Genomic DNA, 17,773 nt, shown 5'->3' with positions numbered 1-17,773 from the left:
ACCGATATTATTAATTATAAAGGTGTTAGCTCAATTTATCAAAATTTTTTTATTGTTTCATATTATTGATACATTCTAACGTAATATTAACGTTGAATTTATATAAATTAAGTTGTGATTGGAGTTTTTATATGACTGAAACATGGAATTTTATCAATACTGGAAGCCATGACCCCTATTATAATATGGCGATGGATGAAGCCTTATTAAATTTTGTTTCAAGAGGGGAAATTGATCCTGTAGTTAGATTTTATACTTGGGATCCTGCTACCTTATCTGTAGGTTATTTTCAAAGATTAAAAAAAGAAATTGATATCGATAAAGTGAAAGAAAATGGATTTGGTTTAGTTCGCCGTCAAACTGGTGGTAGAGGCGTTTTACACGACAAAGAATTAACATATAGTGTTATCGTACCTGAATCTCATCCAAATATGCCTTCTACAATTACTGAAGCTTACCGTGTCATTTCAGAAGGACTTTTAGAAGGCTTTAAATTATTAGGATTTGATGCTTATTTTGCTATTCCACGTTCTAAAGAAGAAAGAGAAAAATTAAAACAACCAAGAAGTGCCGTTTGCTTTGATGCTCCAAGTTGGTATGAACTGGTCGTTGAAGGACGTAAAATTGCAGGTAGTGCACAAACACGTCAAAAGGGCGTTATTCTTCAACACGGATCACTACTTCAAGATGTAGATGTAGACGAATTATTTGATATGTTTATTTTTAAGAATGATCGCTTGAAAGAAAAAATGAAAAAAGCTTTCGTAGATAAAGCTGTAGCAATAAATGATATATCAGATAGACACATTTCTATTGAAGAAATGGAAAAAGCATTTGAAGAAGGATTTAAAAAAGGATTAAATATTGAATTTAAACCACTATCTCTAACTGAAAATCAATTAGCCGAAGTAAAAGTGCTTGAAGAAAAATATCGTTCAGAAGAGTGGTTATATAAAAAATAGAAATAAAACAAGGAGGCTTAAGAGTACTAATACTCTTGAACCTCCTTGTTTTTATTTTCGTTGTCTTTTTTTATATTTTCGAACTGCTCTTCGGTATTTTCTCTGATCTTCTGTAAGGAAGAAAAAATAATAGATAAAGTAAATAATAAGAGCAATCATTATAAGTGTGAAAATTGATTTCATGAACGTCATTACAAAAATATTTAGATTTAGCAGTAAACCTATAGCTGCTATAATTAAAACGAAATAAAATATAATATTTTTCAACTAAACAACTCCTATTTTATGAACTACTAGAAACATTAATCTGTGATAACTTCATCTTACCTTGATTTATTTTCTTTTTATTATTAGATTCATAGCCATTTTTAATATCTTTAAAACCAGATTGAAGATTTTTGTTTATTTGTTTAATATTTTTGTCTTCGTTAGTATTATCATTTGATATATTACCTTTATCTGTATCACTTTTATATTTACTGTAGGCATCATCTATATCATTTGATAATGAATTTAGCTTTTCAAGATTTTGATTTTTATCATCTTTTTTTGTTTTATTAAAATCAAGTTGATTAAATTTATCGATAATCTTAGCAATATCTTGATAATAATTTGAAGAAGCTTGTAAAAAATTAGCTTCATTATTATTATCAACAGTTTTAGATACATTCTTTTTATCTTTATTTAATGCTTCTAACTGAGATTTTTGATTATTTATATCTTGATTTAGTTGTTGAATTTTTAATTTTAAATTATGATTCTCATCTCTTAAATTGGTTGTTTTATCTTCTAAAGGTCCTAAATTTTGAGAGCCACAGCCAACCAAAAACAAAGAAGCTCCTAAAATCGTTAATAATCTTTTCATGTAAATCTCCCTAAATCAAAATATCTTTAATATTTTAAGTATGTTATTATTTTAATGTATATAATAAAAATGTACAAACGTTATACAAGGAGTGGGTTAAATGGATAAATTAGTTAAAGTTCGTCATATATTAGAAAGTGAAAATCTTGATGCTCTTGTTATATTATCTGACTATAATAGACGTTATATTTCTGATTTTACCGGAACAAGTGGCGCTTTAATTATTTCTAATAATGAAAATAAGTTGATTACAGATTTTCGTTACATTGAACAAGCCACAAACCAAGCCACTCATTTTGAAATTGTAAATCGACGTAGTGGGATTATTGATGAGATAAAAGAAATTATAGAAAACAAGCAGTATAAAACAGTAGGTTTTGAAGGTCATTTAGTTAGCTATGATACGTTTCGAGAATTAAGCCAAATTGATACGAATTACGTAAGTATAGGCAATGCCATTGAAAAAATTAGAGAAGTTAAATCACCTGAAGAAATCGATAAAATAAAATATGCGGCTAAGATCGTGGATGATACTTATAACTACATTTTAAACATTGCAAAAGTTGGAATGACTGAAAGAGAGTTAAAAGCATTGCTTGAAAGCAAAATGTTAGAACTAGGCGCTGATGGTCCATCATTTGATACAATCGTTGCTTCTGGTTATAGAGGGGCTTTGCCTCATGGAGTTGCTAGCGATAAAGTAATCGAAAAAGGTGACATGATTACTCTTGATTTTGGTGCATATTATAGAGGATACTGTTCAGATATTACTAGAACATTTGCGATTGGTGAACCTGATAAAAAATTGAAAGAAATCTATAATATCGTGCTTCAGTCTCAAATAAAGGCAATTGAAGAAATCAAGCCAGGTATGACAACTAAGGAAGCTGATGCATTATCTAGAGATTATATTAAAGCACATGGTTATGGTAATGAATTTGGTCATTCTTTAGGTCATGGTATTGGTTTAGATATTCATGAAGGTCCAGTATTATCTAAAAACACTAATGATACAGTTCAAGTTAATAATTGTGTTACTATTGAACCAGGTATTTATGTAGATGGTCTTGGTGGAGTGCGTATAGAAGATGACATTTTAATTACTGAAAATGGGTGTGAAGTCTTTACTAAATGCACAAAAGACCTTATTATTTTATAGTAAGCGTATAATTGAGGAGGAAACTGAATGATTTCGGTTAATGATTTTAAAACAGGTTTAACTATTTCAGTAGATAATGGAATTTGGAAAGTAATTGATTTCCAACACGTAAAACCAGGTAAAGGTTCTGCTTTTGTTCGTTCTAAATTACGTAATTTAAGAACAGGCGCTATTCAAGAAAAAACTTTCCGAGCTGGTGAAAAAGTAGAACAAGCGATGATTGAAAATCGTCGTATGCAATATTTATATGCTGATGGAGATACTCATGTCTTCATGGATAATGAAACATTTGATCAAACAGAATTATCTGGCGATTATTTAAAAGATGAATTAAAATATTTAAAAGCGAATATGGAAGTTCAAATTCAGTCATATGAAGGCGAAACGATTGGTATTGAATTACCAAAAACTGTTGAACTTGAAGTTACTGAAACAGAGCCAGGTATTAAAGGTGATACTGCAACTGGTGCTACAAAATCTGCTACAGTTGAAACTGGTTATACTTTAAATGTACCATTATTTGTTAACGAAGGCGATGTGTTAGTTATTAATACAAGCGATGGCAGTTACATTTCAAGAGCATAATTAATAATTTTAAAAATTTAAATTAAAACAGGTTAATGCATATTTAATTATGGATTAACCTGTTTTTATATAAATGATTAAAAAGAATAATCAATATTTTAGTATCTAAGTTTTAATATAAATTTACTATATTATAATTACTTATATACTTTTTTAATCATAAGTTAGATCTCAGTTAAATGAACACGCTTGAATTGAATTTCACACTCAAGTAAAATAGATGGGTAGATGAAAACTAAGTCGAGGAGTCATTAAATTATGAACTTTAAAGAAATTAAAGAATTAATTCAAATTCTTGATGAATCAAGTTTAACTGAAATTAATATAGAAGATAATAAAGGTAGCGTAGTTAATTTAAAAAAACAAAAAGAAACTGAAATTATTACGCCTCAATATTCACAACAACCAACAGTGATGGCATCTCAACCATCAGTACAAACACCAATGGCAAATGAAATGTCTCAAACTAGTGAAGTAAACCAAGAAAATGAAACGTCAAACTACGAAACAATTAATGCTCCGATGGTCGGGACTTTTTATAAATCCCCATCACCTGAAGAGGAAGCTTATGTACAAGTTGGGGATAAAGTCACTAATGATTCAACTGTATGTATCTTAGAAGCCATGAAATTATTTAATGAAATTCAAGCAGAAGTTACAGGAGAAATCGTTGAAATTTTAGTTGAAGACGGACAAATGGTAGAGTATGGCCAGCCGTTATTTAAGGTGAAATAATGAAAAAAGTATTAATTGCAAATCGTGGTGAGATTGCAGTTAGAATTATTAGAGCTTGCCATGATTTAGGTATTCAAACTGTTGCTATATATTCTGAGGGAGATAAAGATGCATTACATACTCAAATCGCTGATGAAGCATATTGTGTCGGTCCAACTCAGTCTAAAGATTCATATTTAAATATTCCAAACATCCTATCTATAGCAACTTCAACAGGATGTGAAGCAATTCATCCAGGTTATGGATTTTTAGCCGAAAATGGGGATTTCGCTGAACTTTGTGAAGCTTGCCAATTAAAATTTATTGGACCAAGTTATCAATCCATTCAAAAAATGGGTATTAAAGATGTAGCTAAAGCTGAAATGATAGCCGCTAACGTGCCTGTAGTACCAGGAAGTGATGGATTAATTGATTCGATTGAAGATGCTAAAAAAGTGGCTAAACAGATAGGATATCCAGTTATTATTAAAGCTACTGCTGGTGGCGGAGGTAAAGGAATTCGCGTTGCACGAAATGAGAACGATTTAGAAAATGGTTACCGTATGACACAACAAGAAGCTCAAACAGCTTTCGGTAATGGTGGATTATACTTAGAAAAATTCATTGAAAATTTCCGTCATATTGAAATTCAAGTGATTGGTGATCAATTCGGTAATGTCATTCATTTAGGCGAACGTGACTGTACAATTCAAAGACGTATGCAAAAATTAGTAGAAGAGTCACCTTCGCCAATACTTACAGATGAAAAACGTAAAGAGATGGGTAAAGCCGCTATTCGAGCAGCTAAAGCAGTGAATTATGAAAATGCTGGTACTATAGAATTCATATATGATTTAAATGAAAATAAATTCTATTTTATGGAAATGAATACACGAATTCAAGTAGAACACCCAGTTACTGAAATGGTAACAGGTGTAGACTTAGTGAAATTGCAATTAAAAGTTGCTATGGGAGAACCGCTACCTTATACGCAAGATGATATTACAATAAATGGCCATGCCATTGAATATAGAATTAATGCTGAAAATCCTTATAAAAATTTTATGCCTTCACCAGGTAAAATCACACAATACCTTGCGCCAGGAGGATACGGAGTAAGAATCGAATCAGCATGTTATACAAACTATACGATTCCTCCTTATTATGACTCAATGGTAGCAAAATTGATTGTGCATGAACCTACCAGAGATGAAGCAATAATGACTGGGATTCGAGCACTAAGTGAATATTTAATTCTAGGAATAGATACAACCATTCCATTCCATCTTAAATTAATGAATAATGATATTTTTAAATCTGGAGATTATAATACAAACTTTTTAGAAAAGTATAATATTATGGCTGAGAGTGAATAGGAGGATAAAACAATGGTAAATGTAGCAGATTATTCACATGCTAATTTAGGTAAAGTAGAAATTGTACCAGAAGTTATTTCAGTAATAGCAAGTATTGCTGTTTCTGAAGTTGAAGGAGTGACTGGGCATTTTTATGAACTAAAAAAGAGTAATATTGAAAAAATAAGTCGTAAAAATTTAAATAAAAATTTAAAAGTTAATACTAAAGATGATGGTATTCATATTGATGTTTATTGCTCTATTAAACATGGAATAAAAATAGCTAAAGTTGCAAGTAAAATTCAAACTTCTATTTTTAATTCCATTAAAACAATGACTGCTATCGAACCCAAAGAAATTAACATTCATATCATGCACATCACAATTGAATAAATTAAAGTTACCATAATACAAAGGAGTTTCTTATGAGTCGCAAAGAATCAAGAAAACAAGCATTTCAGACATTGTTTCAACTAGAAATGAAAAATACAGATTTAACAATCAATGAAGCTATAAATTTTATAAAAGACGATTATCCAGACTTAGATTTTGAGTTCATTCATTGGCTTGTTACAGGAGTGAAAGATCATGAACAAGTTTTAGATCAATCAATTGAACCAAAATTAAAAGACTGGTCTATACAACGATTATTAAAAACGGATCGTATTATTTTAAGAATGGCTACCTTTGAATTGCTTCATAGTGATACGCCTCCTAAAGTCATCATTAATGAAGCAGTAGAGCTAACAAAACAATTTAGTGATGAAGGTCATTATAAATTTATAAACGGTGTCTTAAGTAATATAAAATAAACATATTTGAGTGATGAATCATGTCAGAATATTTAAGTGTCTCTACTTTAACTAAATATATTAAATATAAATTTGATCAAGATCCACACTTGCAATCTATCCTATTAAAAGGTGAACTCTCAAACTTTAAAAAACATTCTAGTGGTCATCTTTATTTTAATGTGAAAGATAAAAATAGTGTGATAAGTGCTATGATGTTTAAGGGAAATGCTTCTAAACTAACATTTGATCCTAAAGAAGGAGACGAAGTTTTATTAGAAGCTCGAGTTTCGGTTTATGAACGTAGAGGAAATTATCAAATTTATGTTAATAAAATGGAAATTGACGGTATAGGAAATTTATACCAAAAGTTAGAGCAATTAAAAGAAAAACTAAATAAACAGGGGATTTTTAATCAAAATCATAAAAAAGCAATCCCTAGATTCCCTAAAAAGATTGCTATTCTTACAGCTGATACTGGAGCAGCAATCAGAGATATTCACACTACTATAGATAGTAGATACCCTCTAGTAGAAAAAATATCAATTAGTACATTAGTACAAGGTATTAATGCTAAAAATGATATTATTGAAAAAATTAAGTATGCAGATACTTTAGGAGTAGATACCATCATTCTAGGCCGTGGAGGCGGCTCTATTGAAGATTTATGGAATTTCAATGAAGAAGAAGTTGTTCGAGCTATATATGAGTGTCATACACCAATTATCTCAGCTGTAGGACATGAAACTGATTTTACTTTAAGTGATTTTGTAGCAGATATGAGAGCAGCAACTCCTACTCAAGCTGCTGTTATCGCTACACCAGATCAGTACGAACTCATTCAGCAAATACATCAGTATCGATTTTCTCTTACTAAAAGTATTAAACAACTAATAGAAAAACAACATAAACAATTAGATTATTTATCATCTTATTATAAATTTAAGCAACCTACGTTGTTATATGAACAACAGATTCAACGAAGAGATGATTTAGAAAAAAAACTAACACAACGTTTAACGTTAAATATTGAAAAAAAAAGAAACAATATCACTGTATTGCGTCAACATTTTAATATAAGAAGATTAAATGATTCAATTGTACAATATCAAAAAATGATCCGTAATAATGAAAATAGATTAATAAATTTAACATATAACTTAATTAATCATAATAAAGCTAATTTAAAGAATAAAATTGAGCAATTAAATCAACTTAGTCCAACTAATACAATGTTAAGAGGATATTCAATTATTAATAAGGACAATAAAGTCATTACAAGCACACACGATTTAAATGAACAAGATGAAATCACATTATCAATGAAAGACGGTAATATAGACGCTATAGTTAAGAAAGTAAGGTGTGAAGATGAGTAAAGAACAACAAAGTTTTGAAGAAATGATGAAAGAATTAGAAAGTATAGTTCAAAAGTTAGATAATGAAACTGTTTCATTAGAAGAATCTCTTGATTTATATCAACGTGGTATGAAATTATCATCTGCTTGTGACAAAACTTTGAAAGATGCTGAAAATAAAGTAAATCAATTAATCAAAGAAGAAGCAAAGGATGAAGATGATGTTGAAGAAATCAATGAATGAATTGATTGAAATTATAAATAATAATCTTGACGGTATTATAAAATCGTCTCCTTTAAATACTAAACTAGAGGAGAGTATGCAATATTCACTTGATGCTGGTGGTAAAAGAATTCGTCCAGTGCTTGTATTACTCACTTTAGAAGTGTTAAATGAAAATTATAAAAAAGGTTTACAAACCGCACTGGCATTAGAAATGATTCATACTTACTCACTTATACATGATGATTTACCTGCAATGGACAATGATGATTTTAGAAGAGGAAAATTAACAAATCATAAAGTGTATGGAGAATGGAAAGCGATTTTAGCGGGAGACGCCTTACTAACAAAATCATTTGAACTAATTGCAAATGATAAAAACTTAGATGCTGAAACAAAAGTAAAAGTTATTTCAAGACTAGCACATGATAGTGGCAATCTCGGCATGGTCGGTGGCCAAACCTTAGATATGGATAGTGAGAATACTCCAATAGAATTACATACTCTAGAGCAAATTCATAAGGCAAAAACTGGGGCTCTTTTAAAATTTTCTATTTTAAGTGCTGCGGATATTGCCAATGTAAACAAAGAAATTTTAAATACATTAGATTGTTTCAGTGAACACTTAGGCCTAATGTTTCAAATAAAAGATGATTTATTAGATGTTTATGGTGATGAGAAAAAATTGGGTAAAAAAGTAGGAAGCGATGTAGAAAACCATAAAAGTACTTATGTTTCTTTACTTGGTAAATCAGGCGCTGAAGAAAAACTAAAATATCATAAAGATGCTGCAATAGATACAATTAATCAATTGAAACCACAATATGATGTTGAACCGCTTCTAGAAATTGTAGATTTATTTTATTCACGTGACCATTAATAGTTAGAGTTTTTCTCTTTAAAGATTACTAAGACAATAATCTTTAAAGAGTTTTTTGTTTTAGTAATCTACTTTTAATGATTTAAAATGCATAAATGTATATAAATTTAAATTTAATTTAAATAGAAAATATGATAATACGTATCATAAATAATAATATCATTCTTCAAATCAACCTTTCTAAAGGATAACTTTAGTAGTAGTTAAAATAGCGTTGTGTTAAAATCATTGTATAAATATTCGAAACTAGGAGTGTTCATAATGGCAAAAAAATCTGTAAGACATATAAAAATAAGAGAAATTATTTCAAGTGAACAAATTGAAACACAAGATGAACTTGTAAAACGTCTAAATGAATACGACCTAAATGTTACTCAAGCGACTGTCTCTCGTGACATTAAAGAATTACAATTAATTAAAGTACCTGCTTCATCAGGACAGTATGTATACAGCCTTCCCAACGATAGAAAGTACCATCCTTTAGAAAAATTAGGTAGATACTTAATGGATTCATTTGTAAATATTGAAGGAACAGGAAACTTACTCGTACTAAAAACGCTTCCTGGTAATGCTCAATCTATCGGAGCAATCTTAGATCAAATTGATTGGGATGAAGTATTGGGAACTATTTGTGGTGATGATACCTGTCTATTAATATGCAGAGATGAAGAAGCAAGTCATACAATTAAAACAAGAATTTTCAATTTATTATAAGGATGCGATTAATCTATGTTACAAACCTTATCAATAAAGCAATTTGCAATTATAGATGAACTCGAAATTCATTTTTCTGATGGTTTAACTGTGCTTAGCGGTGAAACTGGAGCTGGTAAATCAATTATTATAGATGCAATAGGCCAACTTATTGGTATGCGTGCCTCTTCTGATTTTGTAAGACATGGAGAGAAAAAAGCAATTATCGAAGGGATTTTTGATATTGATAATAGTAAAGAGGCCATTTCAGTTTTAAATGAGTTAGATATTGATATTGATGAAGACTTTCTATTAGTAAAAAGAGAAATTTTTAGTTCGGGAAAAAGTATTTGTCGTATTAATAATCAAATTGTTACGCTTCAAGATTTAAGAAAAGTGATGCAAGAACTTTTAGACATACATGGCCAACATGAAACGCAAACGTTATTAAAACAAAAATATCATTTAAAATTATTAGATGATTATGCTGAAAATCAATATAGCAGTGTTAAAGAACAATATGAAACTACATTTAATGAATATAAAGAAAAGAAAAAAGAACTTGAAGAGTTACAGTCTGCTGATCAAGCATTATTGCAACGTCTTGATTTAATGAAGTTTCAATTTGAGGAATTGCAAGAAGCCTCTCTAAAAGAAGGTGAAATTACTCAATTAGAATCTGATATAAAACGAATCCAGAATTCTGAAAAATTAAGTTTAGCATTAAACAATGCACATGTCACACTTACAGATGAACATGCTATCACTGACCGTTTATATGAATTAAGTAATCATTTACAAACTATTGATGACATTATTCCAGGTAGATTTAAAAAACTTAAAGAAGATATTGATCAGTTCTACTATACCTTAGAGGATGCTAAACATGAACTATACGATGAAATGTCAAATACTGAATTCGATGAACAATTACTTAATGAATTAGAATCTAGAATGAACTTACTGAATAATCTCAAACGTAAATACGGTAAAAACATTGATGAACTTATTACTTATCAATCTAAATTAGAAAATGAAATTGCTAAGATTGAAAATTATGAAGAAAGTACTTCTCAATTAAAAGAAGAAATTGACCTACTTTATGAAAAAGTAATAAAATATGGACAGTCATTATCGAAGGAAAGACGAATTGTAGCTCGAACGTTACGGGAGCATATCGTGGCTGAAATTCAAAATTTACAAATGAAAGAGGCTAACCTCGAAATTTCATTTCAGCCATTAGAAACTCCTACAATAGAAGGAATTGAATTTGTAGAGTTTCTCATTAGTCCTAACAAGGGCGAACCACTTAAAAGTTTAAATAAAATAGCTTCTGGAGGAGAACTTTCTCGTATTATGCTAGCGTTAAAAAGTATATTCGTTGAATCAAGAGGTCAAACTGCTATTTTGTTTGATGAAGTTGACTCGGGTGTTTCTGGTCAAGCAGCTCAAAAAATGGCTGAAAAAATGAGAGATATTGCAAAATATATTCAAGTTATTTGTATATCTCACTTACCGCAAGTAGCTTCTATGAGTGATCATCACTTATTAATTAGTAAAATGTCTAAGAATGATCGTACAACAACTCAAGTGAAAGAGTTAAAAAAAGAAGATAAAATTGACGAAATTGCCCGTATGATTTCTGGAGCAATTGTAACTGAATTAACAAGAGAAAATGCTAGAGAAATGATTGCTCAAAATCATAAATAGTTTATAATTAAATAATTTAAATTAAGGTTGGATGTCGAAAAGAAATAGAACATATTGAGTATAATGTTATTTTTTATATTCAAATTGTTTATTCACACTTTTCAATTCTAACCTTTAAATCTGATTAATAAGGAGTAGCAAAATGTCTGAAAAACAATATGACTTAGTTGTTTTAGGTGGTGGGACAGCAGGATACGTAGCAGCGATTCGTGCTTCTCAATTAGGAAAAAAGGTAGCAATTGTAGAGAAATCTTTATTAGGTGGCACATGTTTACATAAAGGGTGTATCCCTACTAAAGCGCTACTTAAATCTGCTGAAGTGACTCGTACTGTTAGACAATCTTCAGAATTTGGTATAGACACAAAGGGTTTACATATTAATTTTGAAAAAATGATGAATCGAAAAACGGATATTGTTAATCAAATGCATAATGGCGTTCAAAGTTTAATGCAAAAAAATCATATTGATATTTATAATGGTATTGGACGTATTATGGGAACTTCTATATTTTCTCCACAAAGCGGAACAATCTCTGTTGAATACGAAGATGGCAGCTCAGAGTTACTTCCAAATCAATTTGTACTTATCGCTACAGGGTCACGACCTCAAACATTACCATTTTTAAAAATTAATCATCGAAATATTTTATCGAGCGATGATATATTACAAATTGATACACTTCCAGACAGTATTGCTATTGTTGGGGGCGGCGTGATTGGCCTTGAATTTGCTTCCTTACTAACTGATTTAAATGTAAATGTTAAAGTGATTGAAGCAGGTAAACGTATATTACCTTCTGACAGTAAATCCATTTCTACATTTTTAAAAGATAGTTTAATTGAACGAGGTGTAGAATTTTTTGAAGATTGCCAACTAAGTGAAGAGAATATCATACATAAAAATGATGTCATCCAAATACATATAAATGAAAAAACTACTATTACAGTTGATAAAATATTAGTTGCAGTAGGTCGCGTACCTAATACAAGTGATATTGGTATTCAAAATACTAAAATTCAATTAGATACTCATGGTTATATCAAAGTAAATGAATTTCAACAAACGAGTGATAAGCATCTTTATGCAGCAGGTGATTGTATCGGAACATTACAATTAGCTCACGTAGCTTCTAAAGAAGGAATCACTGCAGTTGAACATATGTTTAATGATCATCCGCTTCCAGTGAATTATCATTTAATGCCCAAATGTGTTTATACTTATCCAGAAGTCGCATCTATCGGTTTAAATATAGAAACTGCTAAATCTCAAAATATTAAGGCAACAAGTTATAAAGTTCCTTTTAATGCTATTGGAAAAGCAGTTATTGAAGAAACTAAAAATAAACGTGGTTTTTGTGAAATTATATTAAATAAGGACAATGGAGATATTATTGGTCTAAGTATGGTAGGCCCACATGTCACGGAGTTAATAAATGAAGTTGCTTTATTACAATTTATGAATGGATCAACATTAGAATTAGGATTAACGACTCATGCACATCCGTCATTGTCTGAAATATTGATGGAACTTGGACTAAAGGCTGAAAATAGAGCAATACACGTTTAAAGGAGGAAATAAAAATGATTGACTACAAATCTGTGGGACTTACAGATGAAGATTTGAGAGAAATATATAAATGGATGGACTTAGGACGAAAACTAGATGAACGCTTATGGTTACTTAACCGTGCTGGAAAAATACCATTTGTAGTAAGTGGTCAAGGACAAGAAGCCACTCAAATTGGTATGGCGTATGCAATGAAAGAAGGAGATATTTCATCTCCGTATTATAGAGATTTAGCTTTCGTTACATATATGGGGATTTCACCTTATGATACAATGTTAGCTTCTTTCGGTAAAAAGGATGACATTAATTCTGGAGGAAAACAAATGCCTTCTCATTTTAGTCATAGAGAAAAAGGTATTTTATCTCAAAGTTCTCCGGTAGCAACACAAATCCCTCACTCAGTAGGAGCAGCATTAGCATTAAAAATGAATCAACAATCTAATATAGCAACTGCTACTGTAGGAGAAGGTAGTTCTAATCAAGGAGATTTTCATGAGGGATTGAATTTTGCTGGAGTCCATAACTTACCGTTTGTATGTGTAATTATCAATAATAAATACGCAATTTCAGTACCAGATTCATTACAATATGCAGCAACGCATCTATCTGATAGAGCAATAGGTTATGGTATTCATGGAGAAACCGTAGATGGAAATGATCCAATTGCGATGTACAAAGCAATGAAAGAAGCAAGAGAAAGGGCACTTAATGGCGAAGGGACAACATTGATTGAAGCTATTACCACTCGAATGACTCCTCATTCTTCTGATGATGATGATACATATCGTTCTAAAGAAGAAAGAGATGCTTTTAAGACATCTGACTGTAATCTTAAATTCAAAAATGAATTACTCGATTTAGGCATTATTGATGAAGATTGGTTAAACGAATTAGATAACGCACATAAATCTATTATAGATAAAGCTACAAAAGATGCTGAAAATGCTCAATATCCAGATGTAGAAGAAACATATCAATATGTGTATGATCCAGAAGGAGATATTTTCAATGACTAAAATGAGTTATATAGAAGCCATTCAAAATGCACAAGACTTGGCTATGGAAAAAGATAATAATATTTTTATATTAGGAGAAGATGTAGGACGAAAAGGTGGTGTATTCGGTGCGACACGTGGTTTACAAGAAAAATATGGAGAACTGCGCGTAATTGATACGCCTTTAGCAGAATCAAATATTATCGGTACTGCAATTGGTGCAGCAATGCTTGGCAAACGTCCTATAGCTGAAATTCAATTCGCAGATTTTATTTTACCAGCAGTTAATCAAATTATTAGTGAAGCCGCTAAAATGCGATATCGTTCTAATAACGATTGGCAATGTCCTTTAACTGTTCGTGCACCATTCGGTGGTGGCGTACATGGTGGTTTATATCATTCTCAAAGTATTGAGAGTATCTTTGCATCTACACCTGGATTAACAATTGTAATTCCTTCAACTCCATATGATGCGAAAGGTTTATTATTATCTTCAATTGAATCAAATGATCCAGTATTATTTTTTGAACATAAAAAAGCATACCGATTTTTAAAAGAAGAAGTACCCGATTCTTACTATACTATTCCTTTGGGTAAAGCTGATGTTAAACGTGAAGGTGATGATATTACAGTTTTCACTTATGGTTTATGTGTTAACTATTGTATTCAAGCAGCCGATATTTTAGAGGCAGATGGCATTAATGTTGAAGTAGTTGACTTAAGAACAGTTTATCCATTAGATAAAACAACGATTATTGAACGCGCTAAACGAAATGGTAAGATTTTGCTTGTAACTGAAGATAACCTTGAAGGTAGTGTCATGTCTGAAGTTTCAGCAATCATAGCTGAACATTGTTTATTCGAATTAGATGCACCAATTATGCGGTTAGCTGGTCCTGATGTTCCATCAATGCCATTTTCTCCTAACTTAGAAAATGAAGTAATGATGAATCCTGATAAGATATTAAAAAAAATGCGTGAGTTAGCACAATTTTAGGGAGGTAACATAATGGATGTTAAAATGCCAAAATTAGGAGAAAGTGTCCATGAAGGTACAATCGAACAATGGTTAGTTTCTGAAGGGGATCATGTAGATGAATATGAACCACTATGTGAAGTAGTTACAGATAAAGTAACAGCAGAAGTTCCTTCAACTATTTCTGGTACAATTACAGAGTTAATTGCTACTGAAGGTGAAACGATTGAAATCAATCAAATCATTTGTAAAATTCAACCCGATGATACATCTTTAAATTCTAATCAAGACGATACTAATGAAACACCTAGTCAAACACAAAGTAATTCTGTAAAGAGTCAGTCTAAGCCTTCTAACACAAATCAATCATCTACGAATTCGATCAATAATGGAAGATTTTCTCCAGTCGTATTTAAGATAGCTTCAGAAAACGATATTGATTTATCACAAGTACCTGGCACAGGATTTGAGGGTAGAGTAACTAAAAAAGATATTGAAACTTATATTCAAGAAAATAACCAGCAAGACTTAAACGAAACACCTACCACTCAGATAACCAATCATTCCGAAACGAGTTCAAGAAATAATAACGCTTCATCAAATGAACCATTAGACGATTATACAGTACCAGTTAAAGGCGTGCGAAAAGCAATTGCCCAAAATATGGTTACCAGTGCCACTGAAATTCCACATGGCTGGATGATGATAGAAGTCGATGCTACAAACCTTGTGAAAACTAGAAATCATTATAAGACTGTGTTTAAAAAACAAGAAGGATATAATTTAACATTCTTTGCTTTCTTTGTAAAAGCTGTAGCAGAAGCTTTGAAATCTAATCCATTACTTAACAGCAGTTGGGATGGTAATGAAATTATAATTCATAAAGACATCAATATTTCGATAGCTGTAGCTGATGAAGACAAATTATATGTTCCTGTAATTAAAAATGCAGATGAAAAATCAATTAAAGGTATTGCTAGAGAAATCAATCAACTAGCACAAAAAGCTCGAAATCAACAACTGACTCAAGAAGACATGACTGGTGGTACTTTTACAGTTAATAATACTGGGACATTTGGTTCTGTATCTTCAATGGGTATTATTAATCATCCTCAAGCAGCAATCTTACAAGTAGAATCAATTGTTAAAAAACCTGTTGTCATCGACGATATGATAGCTATAAGAAATATGGTTAATTTATGTATTTCAATTGATCATCGTATTTTAGATGGTGTTCAAACTGGACGATTTATGTCGCAAGTAAAAAATCGAATTGAAAGCTATTCAATTGAAACAACAAATATTTATTAAAAGTTTGTTATATTACAACCAACCTATTTGAACTATATGTTGGAAATTAGTAAAATGACAATACATAACAATTGACTGAAAGGTGATTCTAAATGGATTTAAATTTTGATTTATATATGAATGGTGTTGTAGAACAAGCTAGAAATGAAATTGAATCTGCTGGTTATGAACAATTAACTACTTCAGATGAAGTTGATAAAGTATTTAAACAAGATGGTACTACACTAGTAATGATAAATTCAGTTTGTGGATGTGCAGGAGGTATAGCGCGTCCAGCCGCAAGTCACGCACTTCACTATGATAAGTTACCTAATAGATTAGTTACTGTATTTGCTGGTCAAGATAAAGAAGCAACTCAGCAAGCAAGAGAATATTTTGAAGGATACGCACCTTCAAGTCCTTCATTTGCACTTATGAAAGATGGTAAGATTACTGAAATGATAGAACGCCATCAAATAGAAGGTCATGACGTAATGGATGTTATCAATCAACTTCAAAAGTTATTTGATAAGTATTGTGAAGAAAGATAAGAGAAACAATACATGCTAACTTTAAATCCTTATAGAATTGGATTTAGAACACTTAAAACAGCTGTAGGAATTACTTTAGGCGTTATTTTAGCTAAATGGATAGGACTTGATAACTATGCTTCAAGTGCTATCCTCATTGTTCTATGTATTAAACATACTAAAGTTCACTCACTACAAGCAATTGGTTCTCGATTCGTTTCGTGTTTATTAATGTTATTTTTTGGTTCATTTATTTTTAATTTACTTGGTCAAAATGCAGTCGTTTTAGGATTAATTGTTTTATTATTTATTCCACTTACAGTGATGTTGAATGTTCAAGAAGGTGTAGTGACAAGTTGTGTCATTTTACTTCACGTATTTAATGCCAAAGTGATTGGTCTTCATTTAATTATTAATGAAATTTTACTTCTTATAATTGGTTTAGGAATAGCATTTTTAATGAATTTAATTATGCCTAGTCTAGATAATACATTAGGTAATTTTAAGAAAAAAATTGAAAATGAAATTAAAACGATATTTAAACAATATAGTGAAGCGTGTTTAAATATTAATAAACAATTGTCAATTTCTTTTGATACATTAGAAAACAATATTCGTAAGGCTAAATCTATTGCTTTTAGAGACGTTAAAAATCACTTTGTGCGAAATGAAAACTCATATTATCACTATTTCGATATGAGAGAAGAACAACTAGAAATACTACGCAGAATACAAACATTAATTCATAATACTTCATCTAATGATCCTTTGATAGAGACTGTTGCCCATTTAATGGCTGAAATTGGAGATAATGTTAATAGTAATGATTACACTGTGTTAAGACTACATTCATTATATGAGATACGTTTAAAATTAGACGAATTGCCATTGCCAGAATCACATCAATCTTTAAAATCAAGAGCAAGTATGATGCAAATTTTAAATGAATTAGAAGAATATTTAAATATTAAATCTCACTTCGGCTCTTTAAAATTACATAGTGAAATATAACATCTAAAAATAATTTCTAATCAAAGTAAAAAGACAAACTTCCTTTAAATACAAAAAGTTTGTCTTTTTTATTTGCATAAATTTAAGAAATAATAATAAAAACTATCGT

General features: G+C 30.5%; 20 protein-coding genes. 18 read left to right on the top strand and 2 right to left on the bottom strand.

The features are described 5' to 3' along the window. The first annotated feature begins 131 nt into the window (after positions 1-131). Positions 132-962, top strand: coding sequence for an octanoyltransferase LipM (gene lipM / locus CD034_RS05570; protein WP_049431036.1), 831 nt, complete (start codon positions 132-134; stop codon positions 960-962). Between the two features lie 51 nt (positions 963-1,013). On the opposite strand, the gene CD034_RS11395 is transcribed toward lipM, so the two are convergent. Both CD034_RS11395 and CD034_RS05560 read right to left on the bottom strand, forming a co-directional pair. After that, complete coding sequence (locus CD034_RS11395) at positions 1,014-1,229, bottom strand: SA1362 family protein (RefSeq protein WP_037554422.1); 216 nt, start codon at positions 1,227-1,229, stop codon at positions 1,014-1,016. Between the two features lie 16 nt (positions 1,230-1,245). Next, positions 1,246-1,827: a putative periplasmic lipoprotein gene (locus CD034_RS05560; RefSeq protein WP_103288189.1), complete on the bottom strand. Its 582-nt coding sequence runs from the start codon at positions 1,825-1,827 to the stop codon at positions 1,246-1,248. Positions 1,828-1,927: 100 nt separating this feature from the next. On the opposite strand from CD034_RS05560, the gene CD034_RS05555 reads away from it, so the two are divergent. The 17 genes from CD034_RS05555 to CD034_RS05475 all read left to right on the top strand — a co-directional run bounded on the left by CD034_RS05555 (position 1,928) and on the right by CD034_RS05475 (position 17,664). Then, entirely contained in the window at positions 1,928-2,986 is a 1,059-nt protein-coding gene (locus CD034_RS05555) for a M24 family metallopeptidase (RefSeq protein WP_103288188.1), read from the top strand. Positions 2,987-3,013: 27 nt separating this feature from the next. Then, positions 3,014-3,571, top strand: coding sequence for an elongation factor P (gene efp, locus CD034_RS05550; RefSeq protein WP_002449752.1), 558 nt, complete (start codon positions 3,014-3,016; stop codon positions 3,569-3,571). A gap of 258 nt (positions 3,572-3,829) precedes the next feature. After that, complete coding sequence (gene accB / locus CD034_RS05545; RefSeq protein ID WP_002449862.1) at positions 3,830-4,306, top strand: acetyl-CoA carboxylase biotin carboxyl carrier protein; 477 nt, start codon at positions 3,830-3,832, stop codon at positions 4,304-4,306. Continuing rightward, positions 4,306-5,661, top strand: a complete 1,356-nt coding sequence (accC, locus tag CD034_RS05540; RefSeq protein WP_002449758.1) for an acetyl-CoA carboxylase biotin carboxylase subunit — start codon at positions 4,306-4,308, stop codon at positions 5,659-5,661. Before accB ends, accC begins: the two co-directional genes overlap by 1 nt. 12 nt (positions 5,662-5,673) lie before the next feature. Then, entirely contained in the window at positions 5,674-6,033 is a 360-nt protein-coding gene (locus CD034_RS05535) for an Asp23/Gls24 family envelope stress response protein (protein ID WP_002449889.1), read from the top strand. Positions 6,034-6,065: 32 nt separating this feature from the next. Next, entirely contained in the window at positions 6,066-6,452 is a 387-nt protein-coding gene (nusB, locus tag CD034_RS05530) for a transcription antitermination factor NusB (protein ID WP_002449711.1), read from the top strand. A gap of 20 nt (positions 6,453-6,472) precedes the next feature. Then, positions 6,473-7,810, top strand: a complete 1,338-nt coding sequence (gene xseA / locus CD034_RS05525) for an exodeoxyribonuclease VII large subunit (protein ID WP_002449838.1) — start codon at positions 6,473-6,475, stop codon at positions 7,808-7,810. Further along, positions 7,803-8,033 (top strand): exodeoxyribonuclease VII small subunit, encoded by a 231-nt coding sequence (locus tag CD034_RS05520; RefSeq protein WP_002449791.1) that lies wholly within the window; start codon positions 7,803-7,805, stop codon positions 8,031-8,033. Before xseA ends, CD034_RS05520 begins: the two co-directional genes overlap by 8 nt. Further along, entirely contained in the window at positions 8,011-8,892 is an 882-nt protein-coding gene (locus CD034_RS05515) for a polyprenyl synthetase family protein (RefSeq protein ID WP_002455304.1), read from the top strand. The genes CD034_RS05520 and CD034_RS05515 overlap by 23 nt, the downstream gene beginning before the upstream one ends. Before the next feature lie 261 nt (positions 8,893-9,153). Continuing rightward, on the top strand, positions 9,154-9,606 hold the full coding sequence (ahrC, locus tag CD034_RS05510; RefSeq protein WP_002449839.1) for a transcriptional regulator AhrC/ArgR: 453 nt from the start codon (positions 9,154-9,156) through the stop codon (positions 9,604-9,606). Positions 9,607-9,621: 15 nt separating this feature from the next. Then, complete coding sequence (gene recN, locus CD034_RS05505) at positions 9,622-11,295, top strand: DNA repair protein RecN (RefSeq protein WP_049431042.1); 1,674 nt, start codon at positions 9,622-9,624, stop codon at positions 11,293-11,295. 142 nt (positions 11,296-11,437) lie between these two features. Next, the gene (gene lpdA, locus CD034_RS05500; protein WP_049431044.1) at positions 11,438-12,862 is read left to right on the top strand and encodes a dihydrolipoyl dehydrogenase; all 1,425 of its coding nucleotides are present in this window, start codon (positions 11,438-11,440) and stop codon (positions 12,860-12,862) included. 14 nt (positions 12,863-12,876) lie between these two features. Then, positions 12,877-13,878, top strand: a complete 1,002-nt coding sequence (locus CD034_RS05495) for a thiamine pyrophosphate-dependent dehydrogenase E1 component subunit alpha (RefSeq protein ID WP_002488545.1) — start codon at positions 12,877-12,879, stop codon at positions 13,876-13,878. Continuing rightward, positions 13,871-14,854 carry an alpha-ketoacid dehydrogenase subunit beta gene (locus tag CD034_RS05490; RefSeq protein ID WP_002449713.1) on the top strand — a complete coding sequence of 328 codons (984 nt, stop codon included), beginning with the start codon at positions 13,871-13,873 and terminating at the stop codon, positions 14,852-14,854. Before CD034_RS05495 ends, CD034_RS05490 begins: the two co-directional genes overlap by 8 nt. A gap of 12 nt (positions 14,855-14,866) precedes the next feature. Next, a complete protein-coding gene (locus CD034_RS05485) occupies positions 14,867-16,144 on the top strand; it encodes a dihydrolipoamide acetyltransferase family protein (protein ID WP_002449770.1) in 1,278 nt (425 codons plus the stop codon). A 92-nt stretch (positions 16,145-16,236) separates the two neighbouring features. Beyond that, positions 16,237-16,674: a bacilliredoxin BrxB gene (brxB, locus tag CD034_RS05480; protein ID WP_002449748.1), complete on the top strand. Its 438-nt coding sequence runs from the start codon at positions 16,237-16,239 to the stop codon at positions 16,672-16,674. Positions 16,675-16,686: 12 nt separating this feature from the next. After that, positions 16,687-17,664, top strand: coding sequence for an aromatic acid exporter family protein (locus CD034_RS05475; RefSeq protein ID WP_002449707.1), 978 nt, complete (start codon positions 16,687-16,689; stop codon positions 17,662-17,664). Positions 17,665-17,773 lie beyond the last annotated feature (109 nt).

This window comes from Staphylococcus hominis subsp. hominis (assembly GCF_002901845.1).
GTDB classification, from domain to species: domain Bacteria; phylum Bacillota; class Bacilli; order Staphylococcales; family Staphylococcaceae; genus Staphylococcus; species Staphylococcus hominis.
The sequence above is the reverse complement of the archived record's forward strand: the minus strand, read 5'-3'. Positions and strand labels throughout refer to the sequence as shown.